The following is a 24,850-nucleotide window of genomic DNA, read 5'->3' as shown; positions in this document are numbered from 1 at the left end:
CCGCGCAGAATACCAAGTCAGCCTCGCGAAAGAGATATGAATATGTACCGCACGGCAGGCGCTTGCTGCTGATTTGCTGAGGGTTCTTATCACCGCCAAGGAATGGTCATGCACCTGTCTGATCGACACTCACCGACAACCTCGAGCAAGACGCCCGATCCACAACATCCGGACGAGCATTATCAACCCCTGAAAAACGCGATTCCCCAGTGGCTCGGCAACACCTCCGCCTCCCGGCGCCAGGCACTGAAAAACAGCACTGCGCAAATGCCGGAGACACTCAGGCTCGCTGCCACCGAACAGCACGCTGTGCTGAAAGACCTCACTGCAACAAGTATCACCGCGCACAGCCAAGTGGACAAAAGCCTGGAACATTTGCAGGACGCCGCCGCGTTCGCCGAGCCGTTGCTCAAGGCGGAACTGAAAAAATGCTTCGATCTCGATCTGGACGTCAGAGGCACCTTCGTGCGCCTGTACATCCCCGTGACGACGCCATGGTTTGCCATCAGCACGGGCGCCCGCGTCTGGACGGTATCGTTGCTGGATGCCGCGCTGCATAACTTCGAGGACCGGGAAACGCACGAAAACGCTTTCGAAGCGGCATCGACCTACACCACTGCGCCCTCCCCAGGCGGGCAGTTCGAGCCACTGCCGCAGATCAAGGCCAGACTCAGTATTGCGGCCTTCACCCAACTGTGTCGCCGCCTGGACATCGGTGCGCAGTACAAAGCCAGTCTGGAAAACAATCTCGGTTACTCCGATCCGATGGTCGCGACGGTGTTACGCGGCAAACTGGACGCCAGCGAGAAAGCTGCGATGAAAGCCGCGCTGCAATGGGCGCGGATGAACCGTGACGTATCGGAGAATCACTTTCGTCTGGTCGACGCCATGCTCGACGGCATGACCGGCATTTACATCAACGGTGCACCGGTGCTGCGCCATGACATGACCATGCTTTGTGCGCCGCTTACCGGCATCGTCGTGTTCGCTGCGGATCTGTACGTGACACGCGACGCTGCACGCGTCGTGGCCTATGTACCGAACGACCCCGAGCATCCGTTCAAGGAGTACGCGTCGCCGGCTGAAATGCTCGTCGAGCTGACGCGCCAGTTGCGGTCAACGGAGTACCAGCAGTTCTTCAGCCGCTTCGTCAATCACGAACAACGGGGCTACTTCTTCAGCACACTCAACAGCCGGCTGAGCGAAATCAAATGGCACCCGCACGAGCCCGGCAGCGCCCTGCCCGCCTGGCGAGAAACACCTGTGGAACGGCCCGATCTGCAGAGCGCGCTCGTGCCGTTCTACGACGACCTGTGGCAGCACTTGCACCAGGCCAAACTGAACAAGGTCTTCAACGATGCCCGAGTCATCGCCGTCCCGACGGCCTGGGTCGACCAACGCGCGCGCTGGGCATTCTGGGATTCGGTGGTCAATATCCTTTCCAGCATCGTCCAGACCGCTGCCCTGATCGTCGCGCCATTCGTGCCGGTGCTGGGCGAGGCGATGATGGCGTACATGGCTTATCAGATGCTCGACGAAACTTTCGAGGGCATCGTCGAGTGGGCACAGGGCCGCAACACCGAAGCCATCGGGCACCTGATGGACACCGTCGATTCGATGATTCAGTTGGGCCTTTTCGCAGTGGGCGGGGCGATTGGCGCGGCCGAATTCCGCAAGGTACTGCCCACAGAGGTCGTGGCGTTCATCGACCGCTTCAAACCGGTGAAACTGGCCAAAGGCGAAACCCGCTACTGGCAGCCCGATCTTGAGCGTTACAGGCACCCGCTGCGTCCGCCAGCCAATTCGCAACCCGACGGACTGGGCCTGCATGCCCATCAGGACAAGCAACTGCTGCCCCTCGACGATGCGCATTTTTCAGTGAAACCCGACGAGATGTCCGGGCAGTACCGCATCGAACATCCCACCCGACCCGACGCCTACCAACCGGTGGTCCGCCATAACGGTGAAGGCGCCTGGCACACGGAGCTCGAGCAACCGCTCGAGTGGGACGGCGAAACCGCACTGCGCCGCATCGGCCCGTCGGTCGAGAGCTTTTCGCCGGCCGAGCGGGAAACCATTCTGCAGGTCAGTGGCGCCAGCGAAGACGTTTTGCGCAAGATGCATGTCCATCAGGAAAAGGTCCCGCCGCTGCTGGCCGACAGCATTCAGCGCTTCAGGATCGACCAGCAGCTGCAGCGCTTCATCGATCAGCTCGACAGCGAAGCGTCTGAAGATTTCTTGCGTGCCGATCCGGTCACCCAGTTGCAATTGCTTGCCGACCACGGCGGTTGGCCGAGCAACAGACGACTGCGTCTGATCGACCGACAAGGCGAACTGCTCTGGCAATCCTCTGCAGACGAAAGCCTGCCCCTGACAGAACTGCAGCAGGATCGCCTGGTCGGAGGCGACCTGCTCAAATCCTTGCTCGCGGTTCTCGATGAAGCGCAGATCAAGGCGTTGCTGGCTGAACCCTTTGCGCTGACGCCATCACTGGACGTTCGCAGCCAGACCCTGCGCAAGCAACTGGTCGGCCTCGCGAAAACCCACAGAAACACATTGTTCGAATCACGCTATCAGGCGCTGCAACCCATCGACGACCCACTGGCACAGCCGCTCCAGGCGCAAGCCCCCGACCTGCCGGTCAGCATCACCCGCGAACTGCTCGATACCGCCACCGGCGGCGAACTGTTACAGCTCGACCAGGGCCAGGTCCCGCCGCGCCAGCAGGAGCTGCTGCAACTGGCCCGCCAGGAAGTGCGCGTCGCCCGCGCCTACGAAGGGCTGCAACTGGGTTCGGTGAGCAATCCCGATTCCGATGCCCTCGCCCTGCATAGCCTCAAACTGTTGCCCGGCTGGAGCGGCGATGTGCGCATCGAAATCCGCGACGGCCGTTACGACGGCCCGGTACTCGACAGCATCGGCCGCGAAGACGCCCCCGAGCAAAAAGTCCTCGTGCGCACCGACGACGGGCGCTATCAACCCTACGATGAGCGCGGCCAGGCACTGCATTCGCTCAGCGATTTCTATTCCGGCCTGCTCCATGCCCTGCCCGACAGCGAACGCCAGAGTCTGGATCTGCGGATCGATGAGGGACAGGCGCTGAAGGCCGCAATCCGCGAGCGCACGCTGGAACGCAGCGAGCTGCGGGAGGTGCTGGCGGAACATCCGGTCACGCCGCCGAAAATCGATACGTTACGCCTGGTGGGTGCCGAGGGTTACCCACGGCTTTCCCGTGCGATCACGCTGGAGGACGCCCCACAACGCACCCTTGAAGCAGACATACGGGTCCTCTACCCGAGAATGTCGGATCGCCGGATCCAGCACCTGGCGCGGAGCATGCGCGCCAGCCCGTCCGGCGCTCGCGCGGAACTGGTTCGTTTGCAAGATGACTATCTGCAACTGCAGCACGAGCTGCAGGTCTGGGCCAACGACCCGCCCGCCCGACATCCAGAGACGGGTAGCGTGCTCACGGCAATCGAGCGACGCGCGGACATTCGCAACCGGCGATTGCTCAGGGAACAACTGCTCCAGGGCTGGCGACGTGAGAACGTCGTCGGGATCGATCCGCAGGGTGCCGCCTCGGGCCACGCCTTGTTGTTGACCCACGGCATCCTGGGCGACTTGCCTGTGCTGTCGGCCGACTTCAGCCACATCACTCTGCTCGCGATCGACGGCAATGCCACGACCGGTTCTCTCGACAGCTTTCTCCACTCTTTCACGCAACTGCAAAGCCTGGATGCGCGCAATCTCAATCTGCCCAGCCTGCCCCAGGCGCTCGGCTCGATGCCGGCGCTGCGCGAATTGAGATTGCGCAATTGCCGAGTCAGCCTGACCACCACGACCCAATCGGTGCTGGCCTCATTACCGCAACTCACCCTGCTCGATCTGCACGGCAATTCGTTGGGCCTGCCTCCCGATCTGCACGCAATGCCCTCGCTGCGTTACGTCAACTTGTCGAACACCGGCCTCTACGCCGTGCCGGATGACGTACTCGATCATCCGCGATTGATCTCTGCGCAGTTCGACGGCAACCGGATCACGCGCATCCCCGACGGTTTCTTCAAACTGGCCAGTTCTCTGAGCGATGGCTACACCTTTGCTGACAACCCGTTGTCCACTGCGTCTCGCGAACGGGTAAAAAGCTTTTACAGCCACACCGGCAAACACTTCGGCGTCCGCCCCAAGTCGCAAGACCTGCGACGCACCATCAACCTGTTCCCCAACCTGGATGCCGAGCAGGCCACTCAGGTGTTGTACCGGCTACCCGGCACCTGGGCCGACGCCCGCGCCCAGTTGTCACGCTGGGAGACAGAGCTGAGCCAGATGAACGTCGAACTGGATCAATGGATCGCTCAGGCTTCCATCGCTCCACCTGAATCCGGCACGTCGACGACATTTGAAGAAGACCCCCGCGAAATCAATGCCAGGCGTTCCTTTGCCCGGCAACTCAAGTTGTTCTGGCGCAGCCGGACCGCGTTCGGCCGCGCTGATGAACTGAGGGCAAATGCCGAGTTCAGCGGCACCATGCCGATACTCAGCGCCAATTTCGACCACGTTTCGCGATTGAACCTGATCGGCAACAGGAACCTCTCCGCCATCGCGCCATTCCTGGAACGTTTCCCCAACCTGACTACCCTGCGCCTGGACGGCTTCGACCTGGACACAACCACACTGGCGGGAGTCAGCCTGCCCGGCCTGAGCGAGCTGGAGCTGAAGAACTGCGGCGTGATCCTGACCCCGGAAAACCAGGCTGCGCTGGTGTCGCTGAACAACCTGCGCAGGCTGGACCTGAGCGACAACCCGTTGGGGACATTTCCCGATCTGAACCTGCTGCCGGAACTGAGGTATATCGACCTGTCCAACAGCGGTCTTACCGTGGTGCCCGATGGGCTGGCCAGCCACCCGAATCAGCCCATTGCAGTGCTGACCGGCAACCGCATCACCGACCTTCCCGATGCCCTGTTCGACATTCCGGCAACTGGCAGCGATGGCATTTATCTTTCCGACAATCCGCTCTCGGCCGCAGCGCGGGACAAGATCAAAGCCTATTACCGCCTTTATCAACACGACTTTGAAGTGCCCGCCGACGGCCAGGACATTGCCCTCGCCCGCCAACTGTTTCCCGACCTCGACCAGCAACAGGCCAGCGATATGATTTACGACCTGCCCGGCACCCTGGCGGACAGCCGTATCCAGCTTGATCAATGGCATGCAGAGCTGGAACAGATGCAGCTCGATCTCGCGCAGTGGACAGAGCAGATCACAGCCACCCATCCGGTTACCGGGCAGTTGCTGTCCGCCGCTGAATTACAGGCGCAGACAACTGCGCGAACCGCGTTCAAACAGGCCCTGGAGGCGTTATGGCGACAGCGGTCGAGCGAGACTGCAGCGCGAAGCGGTTTCTTTTCGGCCGACCTGAAATTCTTTGGCGACATGCCCCGGCTGACCGCGGATTTCAGCCACGTTGAAAGCCTGAAGCTGAGCGGAAACGCTGCAATCAGCAACATCGGGACGTTCGTCGAACAATTCCCCAACCTCCAGGCTCTGGAACTGAAAGCCATCGCCCTGAAGGAAATCCCGGCTTTCGTGGCAGGCCTGCGGACGCTCAAGGAACTGCGCCTGCGTCACTGCGCCGTCACGCTCACGAGCGCCGGACAGGATGTACTCGATTCCTTGCCTACCCTCAAGCTTGTGGATCTGAGCGATAACCCGTTGGCCATGGCACCCGATCTGCGCGGCATGCAGGCGCTGGGGGATATCTTCCTGATGAATACCGGCCTGACTGCCCTGCCTGAGGGGATCATCGACCACCCGACACTGCAGAGCGCATACCTCAACGACAACCACATGACTGAACTGCCGGAGGTTTTGTTCACGGCCAACCCACAGCGTGCCGATGGCATACATCTGACCGGCAACCCGCTGTCCCTCAATGCGCGCGAGCGGATCAAGGCCTACCACGCAGTGCACGGTCGCAACTTCCGGGTCAGGCCCGCGACGGCGGATATAACCCTGGCGCGCCGGCTGTTTCCGCTCCTGGACGATGCTGCAGCCAGCGACATGATTTACCGACTCCCCGGTACGTTGCAGGCCGGTACGGCGCAACTGATCCGCTGGGAAGCGGAAATCGCCCGCATGATCAGTGACCTCAACACCTGGCGCGAGCAAGTGCCCGTCAGCAACCCTGCTACAGGACAACCGTGGACGGCCGAAGCGCGGGCGGCGCAACTTGTCGCCAGGCAACAGTTCGGTGAGCGCCTCGAAGAGCTTTGGCGCGGCCGACGCACGCGGGACCTGGCGTTACGCCTGGACAGGTTCGAAACGGAGGCGAAATTTGCCGGCGAATTACCGCAGTTGAGCGCAGATTTCAGCCACATCACTCATCTGCAGATCGCGGGCGATGGCGGCTCAGGCGTTCCGGACGGTTTCCTCACAAGCTTCAGCGGCTTGAATGGACTGGAACTCAAAGGCTGCAACCTGGGCCGGATGCCGCAGGCGCTGGAGAGCATGCGGTCGCTTGAAACGCTGATGTTGAGCCGCTGCGAGATCACGCTTGATGCGGCCGGGCAAGCGACGTTGTCCACGCTTGTCCGCTTGAAGGCACTGGACCTGTTCGGCAATCCTTTACAGACCACCCCCGATGTATCGGCGCTGACGGACCTCAGGTTCCTCGACCTGATAAGAACCGGCATCGACGCAGTGCCTGCAGGGCTTGAGCAACTGCCGCAGCTGGGCGCCGCATTATTGAACGACAACAACATTACCGAGTTGCCGAGTGACCTGGTTCCCTACACCGGTAATGGCGTGGATATCGGCGCCAATCCGCTGTCGGCGGCGTCGAGAGAACGCATCAAAGCGACCTTTCAGATCACGGGGGACAATCTGGGCGTGTGGGGCGAATCAGCTGACTTGAGCCTGATTCAGTCGCTGTACCCCTCGTTAACCGCTTTCGAAGCCAACGACCTGCTGTATCGTCTGCCCGGCACGCTGGCCGACGGTCGCGTCGAGCTGATGCGCCGACAGACCGAAATAACCCGATTGCTGACGCGCCTTGATACCTGGAGCAACGAGACTGCGCACGACCCGGTGCTCCGCACGCCCCTGAAAGGAGAGGCCGCGCGCCGGGAATCGGCCCGCCGAAAACGCTTCAAGGAAAATCTGGTAGCACGTCTGCGGCGCTATCCGAAATCGCCAGGGGACAACGCGTTCGTCTGTGATTTGTCGTTCACTGGAGAGCTGCCGCCATTGGCCGGACGCTTCGACTACATCGAACAGCTGGGGCTGACCAGCACGGCCGCTTCGCCGCCGGGCGTCAATCGGTTGGTGGAGCTGTTTCCGAAGCTGCGCGGGGTCGACATTCGCAATTATCCGCTGAGGGAAATCCCGCCTGCGATTCTGGGACTGGATTCACTGGCGAACCTGAGCCTGCCAGACTGCCGCATCACGCTTCCACGGCAAGCCGCAGACGCCATCGCCGGGATGAAAAACCTTCTTTCCCTGGACCTGGGCGACAACCCGCTGGGCAACGTGCCCGACCTGAGCAGACTAGTCAATCTGCGGGTATTGCGTCTGAACAATATCGGGCTGAGCGAAACGCCCAAAGGGCTGTTCGATTTGCCCGGGCTTGAGTCGGTGAACCTGGCCGATAACGTCATCAGCGAGCTGCCGAGTCAGTTTCCTTCCAGTCCCGGCGAGGTGGCGACGCATTACAACTTCAGCGGCAATCCCTTGAACCCGCAGAGTCAACTGCGTCTTGAGACCTACAATGCCGCTCGGCAAATGCGTCTGTTTGAAGAACAGGCAAGTCAGATCGACCTGAATCCACCGCTCGATGGCAGCGACGAGTCGGAGATCTCCATCGGTGTGGAGTTCAACCGCAACAACTGAACCGCGATCAGCCACGCTCCGGTGGCATTGACGACAATTCGAACGGGCTGCTGCTGCGCCGCTGGTTGCGATCTTCCCGCGGCGTGGCACCGAAGAAGTTGCGGTAGGCGCTGGAGAAATGCGGCCCCGAGGAGAAGCCGCACGAGAGGCCAATCTGGATGATCGACTTGCTGGTCTGCATCAACATCTGCCGGGCCTTGTTCAAACGCAGCTCGAGGTAGTACTGGCTCGGCACGCGGTTGAGGTATTGCTTGAAGATCCGCTCCAGTTGCCGACGGGATACGCACACGTGCTGGGCGATTTCGTCGGTGGTCAGCGGCTCTTCGATGTTGGCTTCCATCAGCAACACCGCTTGGGTCAGTTTCGGATGGCTGGAGCCGAGGCGATTCTGCAATGGAATGCGCTGACGCTCACCGCCCTCGCGGATGCGCTCGACCACCAGTTCTTCCGAGACTGCGCCGGCGAGTTCAGCGCCGTGATCACGAGCGAGCACCGCCAGCAACAGATCGAGCACGGACATGCCGCCGCACGCGGTCAGGCGATCGCGATCCCAGTCGAACAAGTGGCTGGTGGCGATGACCTTGGGGAAGCGCTCAGCGAAATCGTCCTGCCAGCGCCAGTGCACGGCGGCGCGATACCCGTCGAGCAACCCGAGCTGGGCCAGCGGATAGACACCGGCCGACAGACCACCGATCACGCAACCGGCGCGCACCACTTGCTTGAGCGCACTGCTCAGCGCCGGCGCCAGGGTGGTCGGCGGCTCGTCAGCGAGCAGAAAGAGTTTCTGGAAGTTTTCAAGCTTGCCGGCCCAGGGTTCACCGGGCAATTGCCAGGCACCTTCGGCAGGCGGCTCGGCCTGCAGGAATGACAGTTCGTAAACCACATCCGGGTGCACCCGCTGCGCAACACGCAAGGCCTCCTCCGCCAGCGCCAGCGTCAAGGCTTTAGTGCTGGGCCAAATCAGGAAACCAATTCGATGGGCAGTCATGGGCGGGCAATCCGAAACGAACAACGGTGATGAAGGCATGGGCCAATGCTAGCCCGGAAATGAACACAATTCCTGAGTCCGACGCAGATCCCTGTAGGAGCTGCCGAAGGCTGCGATCTTTTGATTTTCGAAAACAGGATCAAAAGATCGCAGCCTCGTTGCACTCGTCAGCTCCTACAGGGGACCTGAGCCAGCCAGAAGATCGCGAAGCATGACCTAATCGAGTGCACAACGGCAGCGCTGATTTATTTCAGGCTACCCGACAGGAACTGCTGCAAACGCTCCGACTGCGGGTTGACCAGCACTTCGCGCGGGTTGCCGCTTTCTTCGACGACGCCTTTGTGCAGGAATACCAACTGGTTCGACACTTCACGGGCGAAGCCCATTTCGTGGGTTACGACGACCATGGTGCGGCCTTCCTGCGCCAGCGCCTGCATGACTTTCAGCACGTCGCCGACCAGTTCCGGGTCGAGGGCCGAGGTCGGTTCGTCGAACAGCATCACTTCCGGCTCCATCGCCAGCGCCCGGGCGATCGCCACGCGCTGCTGCTCGCCGCCGGACATGTGCCCCGGGAACGCGTCTTTGCGATGGGCCACGCCGACCTTGTTCAGGTAGTGCTCGGCTTTCTCGCGGGCTTCGGCTTTGGACACACCGAGCACATGCACCGGCGCTTCCATGATGTTTTCCAGCGCAGTCATGTGCGACCACAGATTGAAATGCTGGAACACCATCGACAGGCGCGAACGCATGCGCTGCAGCTGCTTCGGGTCGGCGGCTTTCAGCGCGCCGTCCTTGTTCGCCACCAGTTTCAGCTCTTCGTTGTTGAGCAGGATCCTGCCGGCGTGCGGCTGCTCGAGCAGGTTGATGCAGCGCAGGAAAGTACTTTTGCCGGAGCCACTGGAGCCGATGATGCTGATCACATCGCCGGCGGCGGCTTTCAGGGACACGCCCTTGAGCACTTCGTGACTGCCATAGCGTTTATGCAGGTCTTGGACTTCAAGTTTGTACATGCGGTCGGTTCTCACAAAAACAGTCAGTCAGTCGTTGAGCAAGCGCCCGTGACGCAGCGCTTCGCGCCCCGCCACCTTGGCCAGCCAGAAACCGGGTTGGGCATAGCGCAGCCGTTCAATGGCAAACAGCACCCCGGACGTACCAGCACTTACCGTGCTGACCCGATCGGACACAGGGTCGATCACTTGAAAAATCTCGTCGCCCGCCTCGACCCATTCGCCGGGCCTGCGGGAAAAACTCACCACACCGGGGTGCGGGGCAAACAACAATTCGGTGCCTTCGAAGGGCACGCCTTCGCAGGGTTCAAACGCCGGGGTCGGCCACTCGCCAGTGATCAGGCCTTGCTCGGCCAGAAACGCCAGAATGCCTTCGGCGTAAGCCTCGGCTTCGACACGACCGGTGTCGGCCTGCCCGCCCAGCTCGATGGTCGTCGCCAGACAGGCCAGCGGAATCTGCGCATCGGGGAACTGCCGCGACAGGCGCAGCCACGGTAGCGAGCACGCCTCGTCGAAGGAGCTGCCACCGGAATCTTCCGCGAGCAAACCGACCTTGACGTTCAGATGCGCCGACAGTGAACGCCACTGCGGCCAGTGCTGCGGCAGCGCGTACATGTGCAGCGCGGCTTCGGCGTCGCAGTGCAAATCCAGCACCACATCGGCGGTGCAGGCGTGGCTGAGCAACACCCGCTGCATGCCTTGCAACTGGCTGCTCGCCTCAGGCAGCGCGGCCAGGTGATCGGCCATGGCCTGACGGATCAGCCGCACGTTGGCATGCGGATCATCACCGAGCCTGTCGCCCAGCGCGGCCGCGACCGGCGCGCTCAGCTCGACGAAATCACGGTTGAAATTCTTGCCGCTGCCTGCCTCGAAACGGCCCTGGAAATTACCTTGCAGCAATTGCCCCAGCCCGAGTGGATTGGCCACCGGCACCAGCTCGATCACACCGTTGAGCAAGCCCTGGGCTTCGAGTTCGCCGAGACGCTTTTTCAGCTCCCAGGCAGTGCGCATGCCCGGCAATTCATCAGCATGCAGGCTGGCCTGGATGTAGGCCTTGCGCTCGCCGCTACCAAACCGGAAAACCGAAACCTTGCGCTCGCTGCCCAGATGGCTCCATGGCAATACGTGATCGATGCGTTGCATATCAGTGCTTCCGTGGCGCGAGGTAGCTCAACCAGCGACGCTCGGCCAGTTTGAACAGCTTGACCAGAATGAAGGTCAGGCACAGGTAGAACACGCCGGCGGTGATGTACGCCTCGAACGGCAGATAGAACTGCGCGTTGACGGTACGCGCCGCGCCGGTGATGTCGATCAGGGTCACGATCGACGCCAGACTGGTGGTCTGCAGCATCATGATCACTTCGTTGCTGTACTGCGGCAGCGCCCGGCGCAGGGCCGACGGCAGCAGAATGCGCTTGTACAGTTTGAAGCGCGACATGCCCATGGCCTTGGCCGCTTCGATCTCACCGTTCGGCGTGGCCTTGAGGCTGCCGGCGATGATCTCTGCGGTGTAGGCGCTGGTGTTGATCGCAAAGGCCAGGCAGGCGCAGAACGTCGCGCTCGACAGCCATGGCCACAAGAAGCTTTCGCGCACCGCTTCGAACTGGGCCAGACCGTAGTAGATCAGGAACAGCTGCACCAGCATCGGCGTGCCACGAATCACGTAGGTGTACAGCCACGCCGCGCCATTGATCAGCGGGTTTTTCGAGACGCGCATCAGCCCCAGCGGCAACGCCGCGAGCAAGCCGAAGAACAGCGACAGCGCAAGCAGTTTGAGGGTGGTCAGCAGGCCGCCGAAGTACAGCGGCAGCGCCTCCCAAATGACGTTGTAGTCGAAGATCATAGATCAGCCGCCCTTACGCCTACCGAGTAGCGCTTCTCAAGGTGACGCAATGCCAGCAACGAAACACTGGTGATCACCAGGTACATCGCCGCCACTGCGAGGAAGAAGGTGAAAGGCTCACGCGTGGCATCCGCCGCCTGCTTGGCCTTGAACATCATGTCTTGCAGACCGACCACGGAAATCAGCGCGGTGGCCTTGGTCAGTACCAGCCAGTTGTTGGTAAAGCCCGGGATGGCCAGACGAATCATCTGCGGCACCATCACCCGGAAGAACACCTGAAAACTGCTCATGCCGTAGGCCATGCCCGCTTCGGCCTGGCCTTTGGGGATCGCCATGAACGCGCCACGGAAGGTTTCCGACAGGTACGCACCGAAGATGAAACCGAGGGTGCCGATACCGGCGGCCAGCGGGTTCAGGTCGATGTAGTCGTCATAGCCGAGCATTGGCGCCACGCGGTTGAGCAGGTCCTGACCGCCGTAAAAGATCAGCAGGATCAGCACCAGGTCGGGAATCCCGCGGATCACCGTCGAATACAGGTCGCCCAGCCACGCCAGCCAGCGCACCGGCGACAGGCGCAACGCAACACCGATCAGCCCGAGAACGATGGCCAGAGCCATGGACGACAAGGCGAGCTGAAGCGTCAGCCATGCGCCATCGAGGATGACAGCCCCGTAGCCTTTCAACATGATTCAGGTCCTCGAAAGTTGGGATGAAAAAATGGCGCAAACCGCAGAGATTCTGTTGCTTGCGCCATTTCGGACTTGTCGCAGAGACGTCTTACTTGCCGTAGATATCGAAGGCGAAGTACTTGTCCTGGATTGCTTTGTATTTGCCGTTTTCGCGGATGGCCGCGATGGCAGTGTTGATCTTGTCTTTCAGGGCGTCGCCCTTGCGCACCGCGATACCTACGCCGTCGCCGAAGTATTTGACGTCGGTGAAGGCCGGGCCGACGAACGCGAAGCCCTTGCCAGCGTCGGTTTTCAGGAAACCGTCGTCGAGCAGGGTGGCGTCAGCCACGGTACCGTCGAGACGACCGGCGGCCACGTCGAGGTAGATTTCGTTCTGCGAGCCGTACGGCTTGATCTCGGCGCCCAGTGGAGCGAGAACCTCGCGGGCGAAACGCTCGTGGATCGAACCACGCTGTACGCCGATGTTCTTGCCCTTCAGTTCAGCCAGGTTTTCGCTGACCTGAGTGCCGGCCTTCATGACCAGACGCGCCGGGGTGTTGTAGTACTTGTTGGTGAAGTCGACCGACTTCTTGCGGTCTTCGGTGATCGACATCGACGACAGGATCGCGTCGATCTTGCGCACTTTCAGCGCCGGGATCAGACCGTCGAACTCTTGCTCGACCCACACGCACTTGACCTTCATTTCTTCGCACAGCGCATTGCCGATGTCGTAGTCGAAACCGACGATGCTGCCGTCCGGAGCTTTCGAGGCGAATGGAGGGTAAGCCGCTTCGATGCCGATCTTCACAGGTTTTTCGTCAGCGACGGCATTCAACGACAGCACGGACAGTGCCAGGGCGCCAAGCAGCACAAGTTTCTTCATCTTGGGACTCCATCGGTAAAGGGCAAAAACGGCAGAGTGAGCGACAGCCCAATATGCGAATGGGTGAATCGGAAATCGGTTGCGCATCGGCGGAAATTTCCCGTTGAAACCGCAGGCGATTTCAACATCAGCCACGATGAGCGAGTGATCGGCATTCTAACGACAGGCCCGAAGCCGATATTTCTTCAATGCGACAACTAATTACAGATGCACCGAGAAAGCGGTTTGAGCTCATTGACAGCCCTGCAATTTCATGCAAGAGCGAAAGACAGTGAACCGATACATATTGCAAGTTGCGGGCCCATTATTCGCAAACCCTTCTAATCCGGCAAGCGCAGCGTTGTGTCTTATTTTTCACTGGTGGCTGCGAGGCTCTGGAACGGGGCATGACGTTTCCCTTCGCCCCGGTTTGGCGCAGGGGGTTACACATTGGGTTGTGACGGGTAACAGCAGCAAGGGTCCTGCGGCGCAGATCGATAATTATTGGTTGGGGTGTTGCGGTTTCCTACAAGCGGCTACAGCGGCGTCTGACAGATTGCTATCGCGAGCAGGCTCACTCCTACAGTGACTGCATTCCAACTGAAGAAACCCAATCCCCTGTAGGAGCGAGCCTGCTCGCGAAGAGGCCAGCCCGGCCACCACAAAACCTCCAGACACAAAAAAGCCCCGTCCGGTAATACCGGACGGGGCTTTCTGTGCTTCTAACGCTTAAGCAACATTCATGGTCTTGTGCGTATCAATCAAATGCTGCACCACACCCGGATCCGCCAGGGTCGAGATATCCCCCAACCCGTCATATTCCGCCGTGGCGATCTTGCGCAGAATCCGGCGCATGATCTTGCCCGAACGGGTTTTCGGCAGCCCCGGCGCCCACTGGATCACGTCCGGCGAAGCAATCGGGCCGATCTCCTTGCGCACCCAGTTCTTCAGCTCCAGACGCAACTGCTCGGTCGGCTCCTCGCCGTTCTTCAAGGTCACGTAGACATAAATGCCCTGCCCCTTGATGTCATGCGGCACACCCACCACCGCCGCTTCAGCGACTTTCGGATGCGCAACCATCGCGCTCTCGATCTCGGCGGTGCCCATGCGGTGGCCGGACACGTTGAGCACGTCGTCCACGCGACCGGTGATCCAGTAGTAACCGTCGGCGTCACGACGCGCGCCGTCACCGGTGAAGTACATGCCACGGAAAGTCTTGAAGTAGGTATCGACGAATCGATCGTGATCGCCATACAGCGTGCGCGCCTGGCCTGGCCACGAATCGAGAATCACCAGATTGCCTTCGGCCTCGCCCTCGATGATGTTGCCCAGGTTGTCGACCAGCGCCGGCACCACGCCGAAGAACGGACGCGCCGCCGAACCCGGTTTCAGCGCATGAGCCCCCGGCAGCGGGCTCATCATGTTGCCGCCAGTCTCGGTCTGCCACCAGGTATCGACGATCGGGCAACGGGACTTGCCGACATTCTTGTAGTACCAGTCCCAGGCTTCCGGGTTGATCGGCTCGCCCACCGAGCCGAGCAGACGCAGGCTGCTGCCATCGGCGCCTTCGACCGCGGCCTGACCCGAAGCCATCATCGCGCGGATCGCGGTCGGCGCGGTGTAGAGAATGTTGACCTTGTGCTTGTCGATGATCTTCGCCACCCGGGTGATGTCCGGGTAATTCGGCACACCCTCGAACAGCACGGTGGTCGCGCCATTGGCCAGCGGGCCGTAGACGATGTAACTGTGGCCGGTGACCCAGCCGACGTCGGCGGTGCACCAGTAGATTTCGCCCGGGCGGTAGTCGAACACGCGCTCGTGGGTCATCGCCGCATACAGCAGATAACCGCCGGTGGTGTGCTGCACGCCCTTCGGCTTGCCGGTGGAGCCGGAGGTATAAAGGATGAACAGCGCTTCCTCGGCGCCCATCTCTTTCGGCGCGCACACAGTGCCCGCGACTTTCATCAGGTCTTCGTACCAGATGTCGCGATGCTGGTTCCACTTGATGTCGCCACCGGTGCGCTTGCAGACGATGACTTTCTGGATGCTGCTGGTTTCCGGGTTGGTCAGCGCGTCGTCGACGTTGGCCTTGAGGGAAATCTTCTTGCCGGCGCGGATACCTTCGTCAGCGGTGATCACCACTTTCGATTTGCAGTCGATGATGCGACCGGCCAGGGCTTCCGGCGAGAAACCACCGAACACCACCGAGTGAATCGCGCCGATCCGGGTGCAGGCCAGCATGGCGACCACGGCTTCGGGGATCATCGGCATGTAAATGGTCACCACGTCGCCACGGTGCACATCCTGACCACGCAGGGCGTTGGCCAGTTTGCACACTTGCTCGTGCAGTTCGCGGTAGGTGATGTTGCGGCTTTCGGAAGGATCGTCGCCTTCCCAGATGATCGCGATTTGATCGCCGCGCTCGGCCAGATGACGGTCGAGGCAGTTATAGGAAACGTTCAGGGTGCCGTCGGCAAACCACTTGATGTCGACATGGTGATCGTCGAACGAGGTCTGTTTCACCGTGGTGAAGGGCTTGATCCAGTCCAGACGCTGGGCTTGCTCGCGCCAGAAGCCGTCAGGGTTGACGACCGACTGCTGGTACATGGCTTTGTAGGTCGCCTCGTCAGTCAGCGTGTTTGCCAGAACCTCGGGACGAACGGGATACAGAGAAGCCGCACTCATCTTTCCTACCTCGGTGTAATAGTTGTTTTTGTATGACCCCGTTGTAGCCGGGTGGGCCCCATAGAACCATTCGACGATGGTTGTAGGAGCTGCCGCAGGCTGCGATCTTTTGATCTCCAAAGCAAGATCAATAGATCGCAGCCTCGTTGCACTCGACAGCTCCTACAAGGGCCGTGCGGGGGATTGTTACCAAATATGCCAAAAGTGTTTATCAAAACCCGGTCTGTTTACCCCGCGCCCGACTCCCTAAAATTGACCTCGCCAACAAGGCAACCGCGATTAACAACGTTACAGCCCCCACGAAGGCCGTTAATCCAGCTCTCCAAGTAACGCATCAAATACCCAAGCTCCACACGCAACCCTAAAAAGGTTGCGTGACCCCACTCGACCTCAAAAAGGTGAATTAGAAATGAAAGCTTTATTGGTTCTGGCCCTCAGCAGTCTGTGCGCAACCGCCATGGCAAACGAGGGTCCGACTGATGTCGCACAGCAACAACCGGTTATCGAGGAATACACCTACTCCACACACCTGGACATCGCCAAAGTTGTATCGATGAGCGAAATTCCAAATGTCTGCGAAGTAGTACCGGCAAAAATGGAATACGACGACTCCAAAGGCCAACGCCACATCCTGCGCTACAGCATCATGGGCAACGGCTGCACGAACTGAATCAGACTGCACCGAATCGGATCGCTCAGCGCTACATTGAGGGTCGATTCCAGCCCGGCTTCGGTCGGGCTCAGTTGTGTCTGGAGACGCCCATAAGGGTTGCAAAACACAAGATATAGTGAAAACCGTACTTTTCTGGCTATTTTTTAAACAGAAAACCACCTGCCAAAAATTTAACGAAAAAAAATCTGCACGCGCTGAATCAGCGCAAAGCCCTGTAATCCCTCGGTCGGATCGAAATCCACCCCCTCCCCGGCCTCGCCATGAGCCGATTCGCCGCACCACGCCGGTAAAAATTTCCCTATAATGCCGCCCCATACGGGTCAGCAATATTCCCTTACAGGGAGCAAAAGCCATTCTGAAGCCCCGCAACAGTGCCAGACACTGATTGCGCCCATCAGAGGCTCTCGGAACCCGTCAAAATTTCTGTTTATTTGCCTGCGTGCAGCGCTGCAAAAAACGACATCCAACGCGGCTTGTTTGGCCGTGTGAAAAACCAACCCATCAGGTTTCACACGGGCACAAGCCCTCACGCAGGAGACGACACGTCATGCTGAGCTGGGACGAATTCGATAAAGAAGACAGTGAAGTCGCAACCGTGAAAGGCGCCAACGCCGGCCACGCAAGCGAAGCCAACATGGACCGCCTCGACAACGCCGGCGGCGCCGCGGCGCTCGAAGCCCGCGCCGTGACCGCCGACGACTCGGCCGCCGTGGCCCGCGCCAAGGCTGCACTGAACTCCCTCGACGTCGCCGAAGGCCTCGCCGAACTCGAAGGCGCCTCCGCTCGTGTCGCCGTTGACGAAAAGCGCATGATCAACTGCCGCGCCGACCTTAACCAACTCGTGCCATTCAAGTACGACTGGGCCTGGCAGAAGTACCTGGACGGTTGCGCAAACCACTGGATGCCGCAAGAAGTCAACATGACCGCCGACATCGCCCTCTGGAAAAACCCGGAAGGCCTGACCGACGACGAGCGCCGCATCGTCATGCGCAACCTCGGCTTCTTCTCCACCGCCGACTCCCTGGTTGCCAACAACCTGGTCCTGGCCGTGTACCGCCTGATCACCAACCCGGAATGCCGCCAGTACATCCTGCGCCAGGCTTTCGAAGAAGCGATCCACACCCACGCCTACCAGTACTGCATCGAATCGCTGGCCATGGATGAAGGCGAAATCTTCAACATGTACCACGAGATCCCATCAGTCGCGAAGAAAGCAGCCTGGGGCCTGAAGTACACCCGCTCGATCTCCGATCCGAAGTTCGAAACCGGCACCCCGGAAACTGACAAAGAATTGCTGCGCAACCTGATCGCCTACTACTGCGTTCTGGAAGGCATCTTCTTCTATTGCGGCTTCACCCAAATCCTCTCCATGGGCCGCCGCAACAAAATGACCGGCGTCGCCGAGCAGTTCCAATACATCCTGCGCGACGAATCCATGCACCTGAACTTCGGCATCGACGTGATCAACCAGATCAAAATCGAAAACCCACATTTGTGGGATGCCGAGATGAAAGAAGAAGCGACCCAGATGATTCTGCAGGGTACGCAGCTGGAGATCGAATACGCACGGGATACCATGCCTCGCGGGGTTTTGGGTATGAATGCGGCGATGATGGAGGATTATCTGAAGTTTATTGCTAACCGTCGTTTGTCGCAGATTGGTTTGAAGGAAGAGTATCCGGGGACTACGAATCCGTTCCCTTGGATGAGCGAGATTATGGACTTGAAGAAAGAGAAGAATTTCTTTGAGACTCGGGTTATTGAGTATCAGACTGGTGGTGCGTTGAGCTGGGATTGATAGTCTCGCTTGGTATGATTTGACGATTGCAGCCTGAGTCGGCGAGTCGAGAAAGCAAAAAGCCCCGATCTGATCGGGGCTTTTTTATTGGACGTGCGAAATAAGAACCAGATGTATGGCTTAGGGCGTCTTGCTACAGCGGAATAATCATCGAAGGGCGCTTCGACTTCACCTCATCATCGAAAAACTGTCTGAACGTAATGACATTATCGTAGCCCGCATAAGCAGACTCCTTAGCTTTCTTCAAGGACTCCGGAACGATCAGGGTGATTGAATTTTTATCCATCTCCGTAATGGCCTCACCTGACACACGATCATCAACAGTAGCAAGAAAGATTGCTCCAAACGGTTTCTCTAGCGCCAACTGTTTCCATCTTTCACGCAGGGTTGTCTTCAAGGAAACGATTACAGCGTCCCCCTTGATGTTGAGTTCCTTAACGTCCGGCAAAACAAAGTCCGGGCGACGACCACCAAAGACAGCCTGCGCTTCGTGGCGAATTCGGCCGTCCTTGAAAAGTCTACCTACATGGTGCTCGAACGATAGCCCTGCCCTGCTCTTTCGGGTTTGCGCCGCACTTAGAAATATTGAGTCGAGCTCAGAGAACGCCCGAACCAGATTTCCAACAGGATCACCTCCTCCATGAAGGAGAAGTCGGGCGACCTGAGCTGCACGAAAACGGAGTTCCGCCTGCTTGTAGATAGAGTATTCAATGTCCCTGCTAATGCGCATTACCGCGTCACCTGGCATGGAGACACAGTACGGATTCATATCACTCAGATCGTTTTCACCGAGCCATTTTTCCTGGGCCATTCCCGCTAGTGTCTCTGGAGATGGCAGAGTCTGCTTCTTGATAAATTGCTCTAACGTTCCATCCTTGATCGCCTGCGACAATTCAGCAATGAGCTGGTCGGTTTCGGAAGCAGGCTTGGCAAGAGCAGTCGGATCGAACAATCCATAATGAAAATCGGCACCCAACTCGAACGCAGTCTCAATAATTTCTGCTTCTTCGCTCACCGAATCGACGACGATGAACCAGTAGCTTGAACCAAAATGCGCTTGCTTGAGCTTTCCAATAACGAGCAGCGATGCTGGAGAAAGCCGCTGGAATTGCTCCTTAGGTATACCCGTATGCTGCCACTCGTACCTTGGCCTTGCCTTCTCTTTATCAGCCGGATTACGCATCGAAAAATACTTGATTGTCGATGTTTTGATCTCGCCAGAGGCTGGCCAGAACGTCGGATACTCCACATCGTAAATATGCGGTTTTTCCGGATTTGAATTACTCAGTTGGGGAAAGAAGTCAGACTCAGCCACAGGACGAGGGATAAAAAATCCGTTCTGATGCCCATTCTTGGAACTATCCGCCCATGATGTGTCATTGCGAGACAGCTTCTTAATGAAGATGCTCTCACTTTGATTGACCAAAGCAGAAATATCATTCCATTCAGGATGGAAACCCATCGTAATTCCTTATTTATGATATTCAGGTGAACCTTAATAGGCTCAAACAGCTCGACTGGAATCACTACAATTGCATATTTTAGCTAACTGCCAATGAGCTTCAGCCCACGCTAATGTGAGGAGCCACATCCCGGACTCAACATGTTTTCGTCGATCTGGATATATTTAGATCCATTTTTAAGCCAGCTAGCAATCAGGTCAACAAGCAATAAGGACTTCTCTTTTCTCATCGACCTTACAGCACACTCCCAAACGACAAGAATTCTCCAGCCCATCGCTTTGAGCGCTTCTTCCTGCAGGCTATCGCGTCTTTGATTTTTACCGATCTTCTCCAGCCAGAACTCGGGGCGAGTCTGAGGAACCTTGAAATATCTACACGCATGCCCGTGCCAAAAACACCCATGTACGAAGATGAGAGCGCGATATTTCGGCAACACCAGATCTGGTTTACCGGGAAGGTCTTTGACGTGCAAACGAAAGCGAAAGCCCCGCGCATGCAGGGCTTTGCGGATTAGAATCTCAGGCTTGGTATTTTTACCCTGAATTCCAGCCATCATTCTTGAACGAGTAGCTACATCCACGACATCAGTCATTTCACATCCATATTGTCGTCAGATCGGCCGAAGCGTCTCCAGCATCAAGTGGGAAGGGCGAACTCCAATTGAGGCTGCCCAGTATCGGCCATTTTCTCCTTCGCTTTCAGGATGCGCTCTTTCATCAACCGGGCCACCGCTTCGAAAACCGGAACGGCAACCGAGTTTCCAAACTGACGATATGCCTGGGTATCAGATACTGGAATCACAAACTTGCTTTCCCCCGGCTTGTCGAACCCCATCAGGCGCGAGCACTCATGCGGAGTCAGACGACGCGGACGATTGAGCTGATTCAACTCACTGTTGAAGTCCAGCGTTTCCACAAATCCACGGTCAACCAGAATTTCCGACCCGTCTTTGTGATATCTCGCGGAGAGAGTGCGAGCCACGTCGATTGGACGAGTCAAACCAAAACCAAAGCCGTTGCCCTTCTCACGATGCTTGGCAGCGTAGCGGTAGAGGTAATCCCAAAGCTTCGGAGTCAGGATGTATTTTTCGTCCACTTCCTTATCAAGCAGATCACCGAAACTAGGTCGCTGCTTTGGTATGAGCTTACTGATTTCGCTCAGCGTGAATCCTTGGTGAACGTTCAAGTCGCGGCGGAAGCCGACCAGCACGATTCGCTCACGATGCTGTGGCACGAAATGCCTGGCATCAATGACCTTCGGATCTGATCCCTTTGGCGCATTTACATCTGCAACCTCATAGCCCAATTCATCCAGCGCTTCGCAAATGATCCGGAAGGTATTGCCCTTGTCATGGCTTTTCAGGTTTTTTACGTTTTCAAGCAAGAATGCGGCTGGCCGCTTCGCGGCAATGATCCGGGCCACGTCGAAGAACAGAGTGCCTTGGGTCTCACATTCGAAACCGTGCTTGCGCCCCAAAGAGTTCTTCTTGGATACACCTGCAAGCGAAAACGGCTGGCATGGGAAACCTGCCAGCAAAACATCGTGGTCAGGAATTTCACGATCAATGTTCTTGTAGGCTTCCTCGTCACTGATTTCAGGCTTGTCTGAAAGCGTGACCGAGCGGATATCCAGGTTGAAGCGATGACGCGCAGGATCGCAGTAGTGGTTTGCCTTGTACGTTTTAACGGCGTACTTGTTCCATTCGGATGTGAACAAGCACTCGCCACCGATGGCTTCAAACCCTTTCCTGATACCGCCAATGCCGGCAAAGAGATCGATAAAGGTGAATGAAGGTTTGTGGTTCAAGCGCTTGGGCAGAAGATCCTTCAGACGAGTGAATTCAATGTGAGAGAGCTTCGGCGAGGCCTTTCCCTTGATCCAGCGATTGATGGTTTCACGGCACCAATGACTCGGGCTAACGTCGTTGAGAATTTCGGCCAACTGCCCTTGGTCGTAGATCTCCAACAGCTTGTGCAGTAGCGCCAGGTCAGTTACGGGATGGGTATCAGGCTCGTACGAACCCGAGGTTGTTTCGCTCAAGGATTCAAAAGACGGTGTTTCAAAAAGATTCATGAGCCCGAAATTCCTCTGGGTCAAAACTGTGACGAATGGTCACCATTCTAGCCCGCTAAACTTCAAAGTAAATGAAATTTCCTGGATTCCGTGAGATGAGTCATGGCTACACGGATGTTGGAGCTGCGGGATTCGATGGCGATCAAATACTGGATATAAACACAGCATAATTTACTCTGCATCTTTGTCCAGGTTTCCTTTCGCCTCAGGACCAGTAGGAAAAGTCGCTGGTTGACGACCATCCCTGATGCCCCTACCCTCAGCTCCGAGCCTAAGAAACTCTACAAACCAGAGCGGTCCTCCGCACCCGACAGTCATGCGGCTTTTTTTCGTCTGCGGTTTCTCTACGCCTGCGAAAAATCCCGTTATGTCGGGAGTGGGCGAATACAAGACCCGAAAGGGGAATATGTCCGGCCCGTCTCTGGTGGGTTTCTTAGCTCCCGACACCCTAACAAATGCCCTAAGAAAGCAGCCAGAGGTAAATGGAAATGCCTGGATATCAAACCTTCATGATGAAGGTGAATCGCTGTACCCGCCGTTCGAATCCCGTGCTTCCAGGTCAGGAGGCATGCCATGTCTGAACCACTTCTCCCGACTCGTTTCACCCGCAACAAAACTCATCTGCACGCTCTTCTGGTTGAGAACCAGGCGTGGTTCTGCGTCCATGAGCTGGGGCGATTGATGGGCAAATATCTGGATGAGCGACAGCTGCGCAAACTCGATGCAGATCAGCGGCAGATGATGTGCGTGGAGACCTATGGCGAAGCTGAGGAGCATATGATGGTGAGTGAGTCCGGTGTGTATGCATTGCTGATCTATCACTACTGTCCTGAGTATCGCCAGCTTCGTGAGTGGGTGACGCATCAAGTTGTGCCTGCGCTGCGTGATGCGCGTCCGGCGCGATCAGTTGAGCGTCCGATATTGAGTGTTTTGAGCTGGCGGCAGATGTCGCTGAGTACATTGCACTGGCAGGGCGAGCCGTGGATTCGGTTGCGGGATATGCCAAGTTTGTTGGCCAAGGATTCTTTCAATCGTCAGGAGTCTTGGTGGAGTAAGGCGTCCCAGTTTGTCCGCAGACTTTGAATGTCAAAGTCATCAAACAATCCGCCGCTTGAGTTTCCAAGCAGCGGATTTTTCTGCGCTAAACGGCGGTGCCTGAATCGATCCCTCACAAAACTCGACTCCCCACCTCGCTCGGCACCCGATAACCCAACTCTCGAATGGCGTCCACCTGTTTCATCGCTAAATTGGGCAGCCTTGTGCCCTAAAGCAACGAAAGGCTATTTGCTACTATAGTCATAGTAGTTTTTTAAAAAACAGGTGCTACATTCGATAGCTATCGATCGCAGCCAAGCTTCAGGCTAGCTTGCGTCTTCGAAGACAAAAAATATTTAAGTTGTGGGATTACCCCAGCTTTTTTGGGCAAATGGGGGGGGGATATGAAGCATATGAATAATCCTCCTGACGCGTCTGCGCTGATGACCTCAGCGCGTAGCTTTGGGAATTACGATCTGTCGAGTGCTCTCGCCGACATTATCGACAATAGCATTAAGGCAAAAGCCCATAGCATCGATATCAAATGCATCCGGAAGGATGATGGACCCGAAGTCAGGATTCTAGACGACGGATCAGGAATGACGAACGTCGAGCTTCATCGGGCGATGAGACCCGCCAGCACCAATCCTAATGAGGAACGGGCCCATGATGACCTCGGTCGCTTCGGGTGGGGGATGAAGTCCGCATCACTCTCACAATGCAGGCATTTGACAGTCGTTACGAGACAGAATGGCCTCCTTACCGGCGCGTCTTGGAATCTGGATGATATCGCTGATTGGAAAATGGGGATTCTTGAATTTGAAGAGATTGAAGCCCAAGCCGATCACCGGCTGCTTGAGCGCGACGGGACCGAGATCATCTGGAGCACATGCGATCGCCTGTCCGAATATGGTCAAGTTGGCGGCAAGGGATTCAATGATTTAGTCGCGCATGCCCAGAAGCAGCTGTCACTCATTTTCCATCGGTATTTGGGTGGCGAGGAAGGCCTTCGGAAACTCAGTATTAGTTTCAACGGAAGTGCGCTGAAGCCTATAGATCCCTTTCTGCGTAACCATGATGCGACGCAGGCCCAGCCAAAAGAAACGCTTAATCTCGACGGCCAGCCTATTGAGGTGCAGTCATTTATTCTACCGCACTATTCGAAGTTGACTGCAGGTGAGCACGATCAGCTCAGCGGAGAAGAGGGTTTTGTTCGCAATCAAGGCTTCTATGTCTATCGGCAGCACCGACTCATCATACACGGGACTTGGTTTCGGTTAGTGAGGCACGGGGAGCTGTCGCAACTTGTCAGAATTGCCATCAACATTCCAAACACCCTTGATGCGATATGGAAGATCACGCTCGATAAGGCAGACGCACAGCTTCCCTCAGGGCTTAAGAGCCGCTTGAAGGATATTGTCTGCGGACTCAAGAGGAAATCGGGAAAGGTATTTCAGTCCCGAGGTGGGCGTATCCGCGAAGAAGCGGGAAAAACGTCGGTCTGGGCAAAATACGTTCGAAACGGTGAGGCTCGCTACTATGTTAATCGGGAGCACCCGCTGATCGCCGGTATGCTAGAAGACGAGAATAGGGATAGAGCAAAAGCCTTTGCGGCAACACTCGGAGTCATCGAGGACTGCTTCCCGATTGTAAGTATCGGAGAGGACTATTCGTCCCGACCAGAGATGATGAATCAAGGAATACTAGACAAGGACATATTTCTCGACAAACTCGACTCAGCTCTTCCCTCACTGCTGCTCCACTCAGGAGGAGATATGAAAGCGCTGCGTGAAATTCTTGCTTCAACAGAACCGTGGGCCAGTCAAGCCGACCTCGTTGTAAAACACCTCAAGGACAAAAGGTGGTAA

The 24,850-nt window shown here is 57.6% G+C and carries 15 protein-coding genes; 5 read left to right on the top strand and 10 right to left on the bottom strand.

What is annotated here, in order from left to right; all coding sequences use genetic code 11:
* The first annotated feature begins 108 nt into the window (after positions 1 to 108).
* Positions 109 to 7,887 (top strand): dermonecrotic toxin domain-containing protein, encoded by a 7,779-nt coding sequence (locus BLU71_RS01545; protein ID WP_197680934.1) that lies wholly within the window; start codon positions 109 to 111, stop codon positions 7,885 to 7,887.
* A 7-nt stretch (positions 7,888 to 7,894) separates the two neighbouring features.
* On the opposite strand, the gene argR is transcribed toward BLU71_RS01545, so the two are convergent.
* The 7 genes from argR to acs all read right to left on the bottom strand — a co-directional run bounded on the left by argR (position 7,895) and on the right by acs (position 15,940).
* Entirely contained in the window at positions 7,895 to 8,875 is a 981-nt protein-coding gene (gene argR / locus BLU71_RS01540) for a transcriptional regulator ArgR (RefSeq protein WP_042607205.1), read from the bottom strand.
* Between the two features lie 245 nt (positions 8,876 to 9,120).
* The gene (locus BLU71_RS01535) at positions 9,121 to 9,885 is read right to left on the bottom strand and encodes an ABC transporter ATP-binding protein (protein WP_042607206.1); all 765 of its coding nucleotides are present in this window, start codon (positions 9,883 to 9,885) and stop codon (positions 9,121 to 9,123) included.
* 27 nt (positions 9,886 to 9,912) lie between these two features.
* A complete protein-coding gene (locus tag BLU71_RS01530; protein WP_083352171.1) occupies positions 9,913 to 11,025 on the bottom strand; it encodes a succinylglutamate desuccinylase/aspartoacylase family protein in 1,113 nt (370 codons plus the stop codon).
* 1 nt (position 11,026) lies between these two features.
* Positions 11,027 to 11,725 carry an ABC transporter permease gene (locus BLU71_RS01525; protein ID WP_042607208.1) on the bottom strand — a complete coding sequence of 233 codons (699 nt, stop codon included), beginning with the start codon at positions 11,723 to 11,725 and terminating at the stop codon, positions 11,027 to 11,029.
* Entirely contained in the window at positions 11,722 to 12,411 is a 690-nt protein-coding gene (locus BLU71_RS01520; protein ID WP_016773583.1) for an ABC transporter permease, read from the bottom strand. Before BLU71_RS01520 ends, BLU71_RS01525 begins: the two co-directional genes overlap by 4 nt.
* Positions 12,412 to 12,502: 91 nt before the next feature.
* The gene (locus tag BLU71_RS01515) at positions 12,503 to 13,276 is read right to left on the bottom strand and encodes an ABC transporter substrate-binding protein (RefSeq protein ID WP_039757969.1); all 774 of its coding nucleotides are present in this window, start codon (positions 13,274 to 13,276) and stop codon (positions 12,503 to 12,505) included.
* 708 nt (positions 13,277 to 13,984) lie between these two features.
* Complete coding sequence (gene acs / locus BLU71_RS01510; RefSeq protein WP_042607209.1) at positions 13,985 to 15,940, bottom strand: acetate--CoA ligase; 1,956 nt, start codon at positions 15,938 to 15,940, stop codon at positions 13,985 to 13,987.
* Between the two features lie 409 nt (positions 15,941 to 16,349).
* On the opposite strand from acs, the gene BLU71_RS01505 reads away from it, so the two are divergent.
* Both BLU71_RS01505 and BLU71_RS01500 read left to right on the top strand, forming a co-directional pair.
* Positions 16,350 to 16,610 (top strand): DUF2790 domain-containing protein, encoded by a 261-nt coding sequence (locus tag BLU71_RS01505; protein ID WP_042607210.1) that lies wholly within the window; start codon positions 16,350 to 16,352, stop codon positions 16,608 to 16,610.
* Positions 16,611 to 17,160: 550 nt separating this feature from the next.
* Positions 17,161 to 18,411 (top strand): ribonucleotide-diphosphate reductase subunit beta, encoded by a 1,251-nt coding sequence (locus BLU71_RS01500; RefSeq protein ID WP_016773579.1) that lies wholly within the window; start codon positions 17,161 to 17,163, stop codon positions 18,409 to 18,411.
* Between the two features lie 133 nt (positions 18,412 to 18,544).
* Here the strand turns inward: BLU71_RS01500 and BLU71_RS01495 are convergent, their stop codons facing one another.
* The 3 genes from BLU71_RS01495 to dcm form a co-directional block, all read right to left on the bottom strand.
* Entirely contained in the window at positions 18,545 to 19,873 is a 1,329-nt protein-coding gene (locus tag BLU71_RS01495) for a type II restriction endonuclease (RefSeq protein ID WP_083352170.1), read from the bottom strand.
* Positions 19,874 to 19,983: 110 nt separating this feature from the next.
* Positions 19,984 to 20,466 carry a very short patch repair endonuclease gene (locus BLU71_RS01490; RefSeq protein WP_016983948.1) on the bottom strand — a complete coding sequence of 161 codons (483 nt, stop codon included), beginning with the start codon at positions 20,464 to 20,466 and terminating at the stop codon, positions 19,984 to 19,986.
* A gap of 44 nt (positions 20,467 to 20,510) precedes the next feature.
* Entirely contained in the window at positions 20,511 to 21,947 is a 1,437-nt protein-coding gene (dcm, locus tag BLU71_RS01485; protein ID WP_083352169.1) for a DNA (cytosine-5-)-methyltransferase, read from the bottom strand.
* A gap of 573 nt (positions 21,948 to 22,520) precedes the next feature.
* On the opposite strand from dcm, the gene BLU71_RS01480 reads away from it, so the two are divergent.
* On the top strand, positions 22,521 to 23,030 hold the full coding sequence (locus tag BLU71_RS01480; RefSeq protein ID WP_016983946.1) for a Bro-N domain-containing protein: 510 nt from the start codon (positions 22,521 to 22,523) through the stop codon (positions 23,028 to 23,030).
* A 356-nt stretch (positions 23,031 to 23,386) separates the two neighbouring features.
* Positions 23,387 to 24,850, top strand: coding sequence for an ATP-binding protein (locus BLU71_RS01475; protein ID WP_083352168.1), 1,464 nt, complete (start codon positions 23,387 to 23,389; stop codon positions 24,848 to 24,850).

This window comes from Pseudomonas moraviensis, from assembly GCF_900105805.1.
GTDB classification, from domain to species: domain Bacteria; phylum Pseudomonadota; class Gammaproteobacteria; order Pseudomonadales; family Pseudomonadaceae; genus Aquipseudomonas; species Aquipseudomonas moraviensis_A.
The sequence above is the reverse complement of the archived record's forward strand: the minus strand, read 5'-3'. Positions and strand labels throughout refer to the sequence as shown.

Excerpts from the sequence above, each read along its gene's own strand:
- BLU71_RS01545 (WP_197680934.1), top strand. The coding sequence starts at position 109 with ATGCACCTGTCTGATCGACACTCACCGACAACCTCGAGCAAGACGCCC.
- argR (WP_042607205.1), bottom strand. The coding sequence starts at position 8,875 with ATGACTGCCCATCGAATTGGTTTCCTGATTTGGCCCAGCACTAAAGCC.
- BLU71_RS01535 (WP_042607206.1), bottom strand. The coding sequence starts at position 9,885 with ATGTACAAACTTGAAGTCCAAGACCTGCATAAACGCTATGGCAGTCAC.
- BLU71_RS01530 (WP_083352171.1), bottom strand. The coding sequence starts at position 11,025 with ATGCAACGCATCGATCACGTATTGCCATGGAGCCATCTGGGCAGCGAG.
- BLU71_RS01525 (WP_042607208.1), bottom strand. The coding sequence starts at position 11,725 with ATGATCTTCGACTACAACGTCATTTGGGAGGCGCTGCCGCTGTACTTC.
- BLU71_RS01520 (WP_016773583.1), bottom strand. The coding sequence starts at position 12,411 with ATGTTGAAAGGCTACGGGGCTGTCATCCTCGATGGCGCATGGCTGACG.
- BLU71_RS01515 (WP_039757969.1), bottom strand. The coding sequence starts at position 13,276 with ATGAAGAAACTTGTGCTGCTTGGCGCCCTGGCACTGTCCGTGCTGTCG.
- acs (WP_042607209.1), bottom strand. The coding sequence starts at position 15,940 with ATGAGTGCGGCTTCTCTGTATCCCGTTCGTCCCGAGGTTCTGGCAAAC.
- BLU71_RS01505 (WP_042607210.1), top strand. The coding sequence starts at position 16,350 with ATGAAAGCTTTATTGGTTCTGGCCCTCAGCAGTCTGTGCGCAACCGCC.
- BLU71_RS01500 (WP_016773579.1), top strand. The coding sequence starts at position 17,161 with ATGCTGAGCTGGGACGAATTCGATAAAGAAGACAGTGAAGTCGCAACC.
- BLU71_RS01495 (WP_083352170.1), bottom strand. The coding sequence starts at position 19,873 with ATGGGTTTCCATCCTGAATGGAATGATATTTCTGCTTTGGTCAATCAA.
- BLU71_RS01490 (WP_016983948.1), bottom strand. The coding sequence starts at position 20,466 with ATGACTGATGTCGTGGATGTAGCTACTCGTTCAAGAATGATGGCTGGA.
- dcm (WP_083352169.1), bottom strand. The coding sequence starts at position 21,947 with ATGAATCTTTTTGAAACACCGTCTTTTGAATCCTTGAGCGAAACAACC.
- BLU71_RS01480 (WP_016983946.1), top strand. The coding sequence starts at position 22,521 with ATGTCTGAACCACTTCTCCCGACTCGTTTCACCCGCAACAAAACTCAT.
- BLU71_RS01475 (WP_083352168.1), top strand. The coding sequence starts at position 23,387 with ATGAAGCATATGAATAATCCTCCTGACGCGTCTGCGCTGATGACCTCA.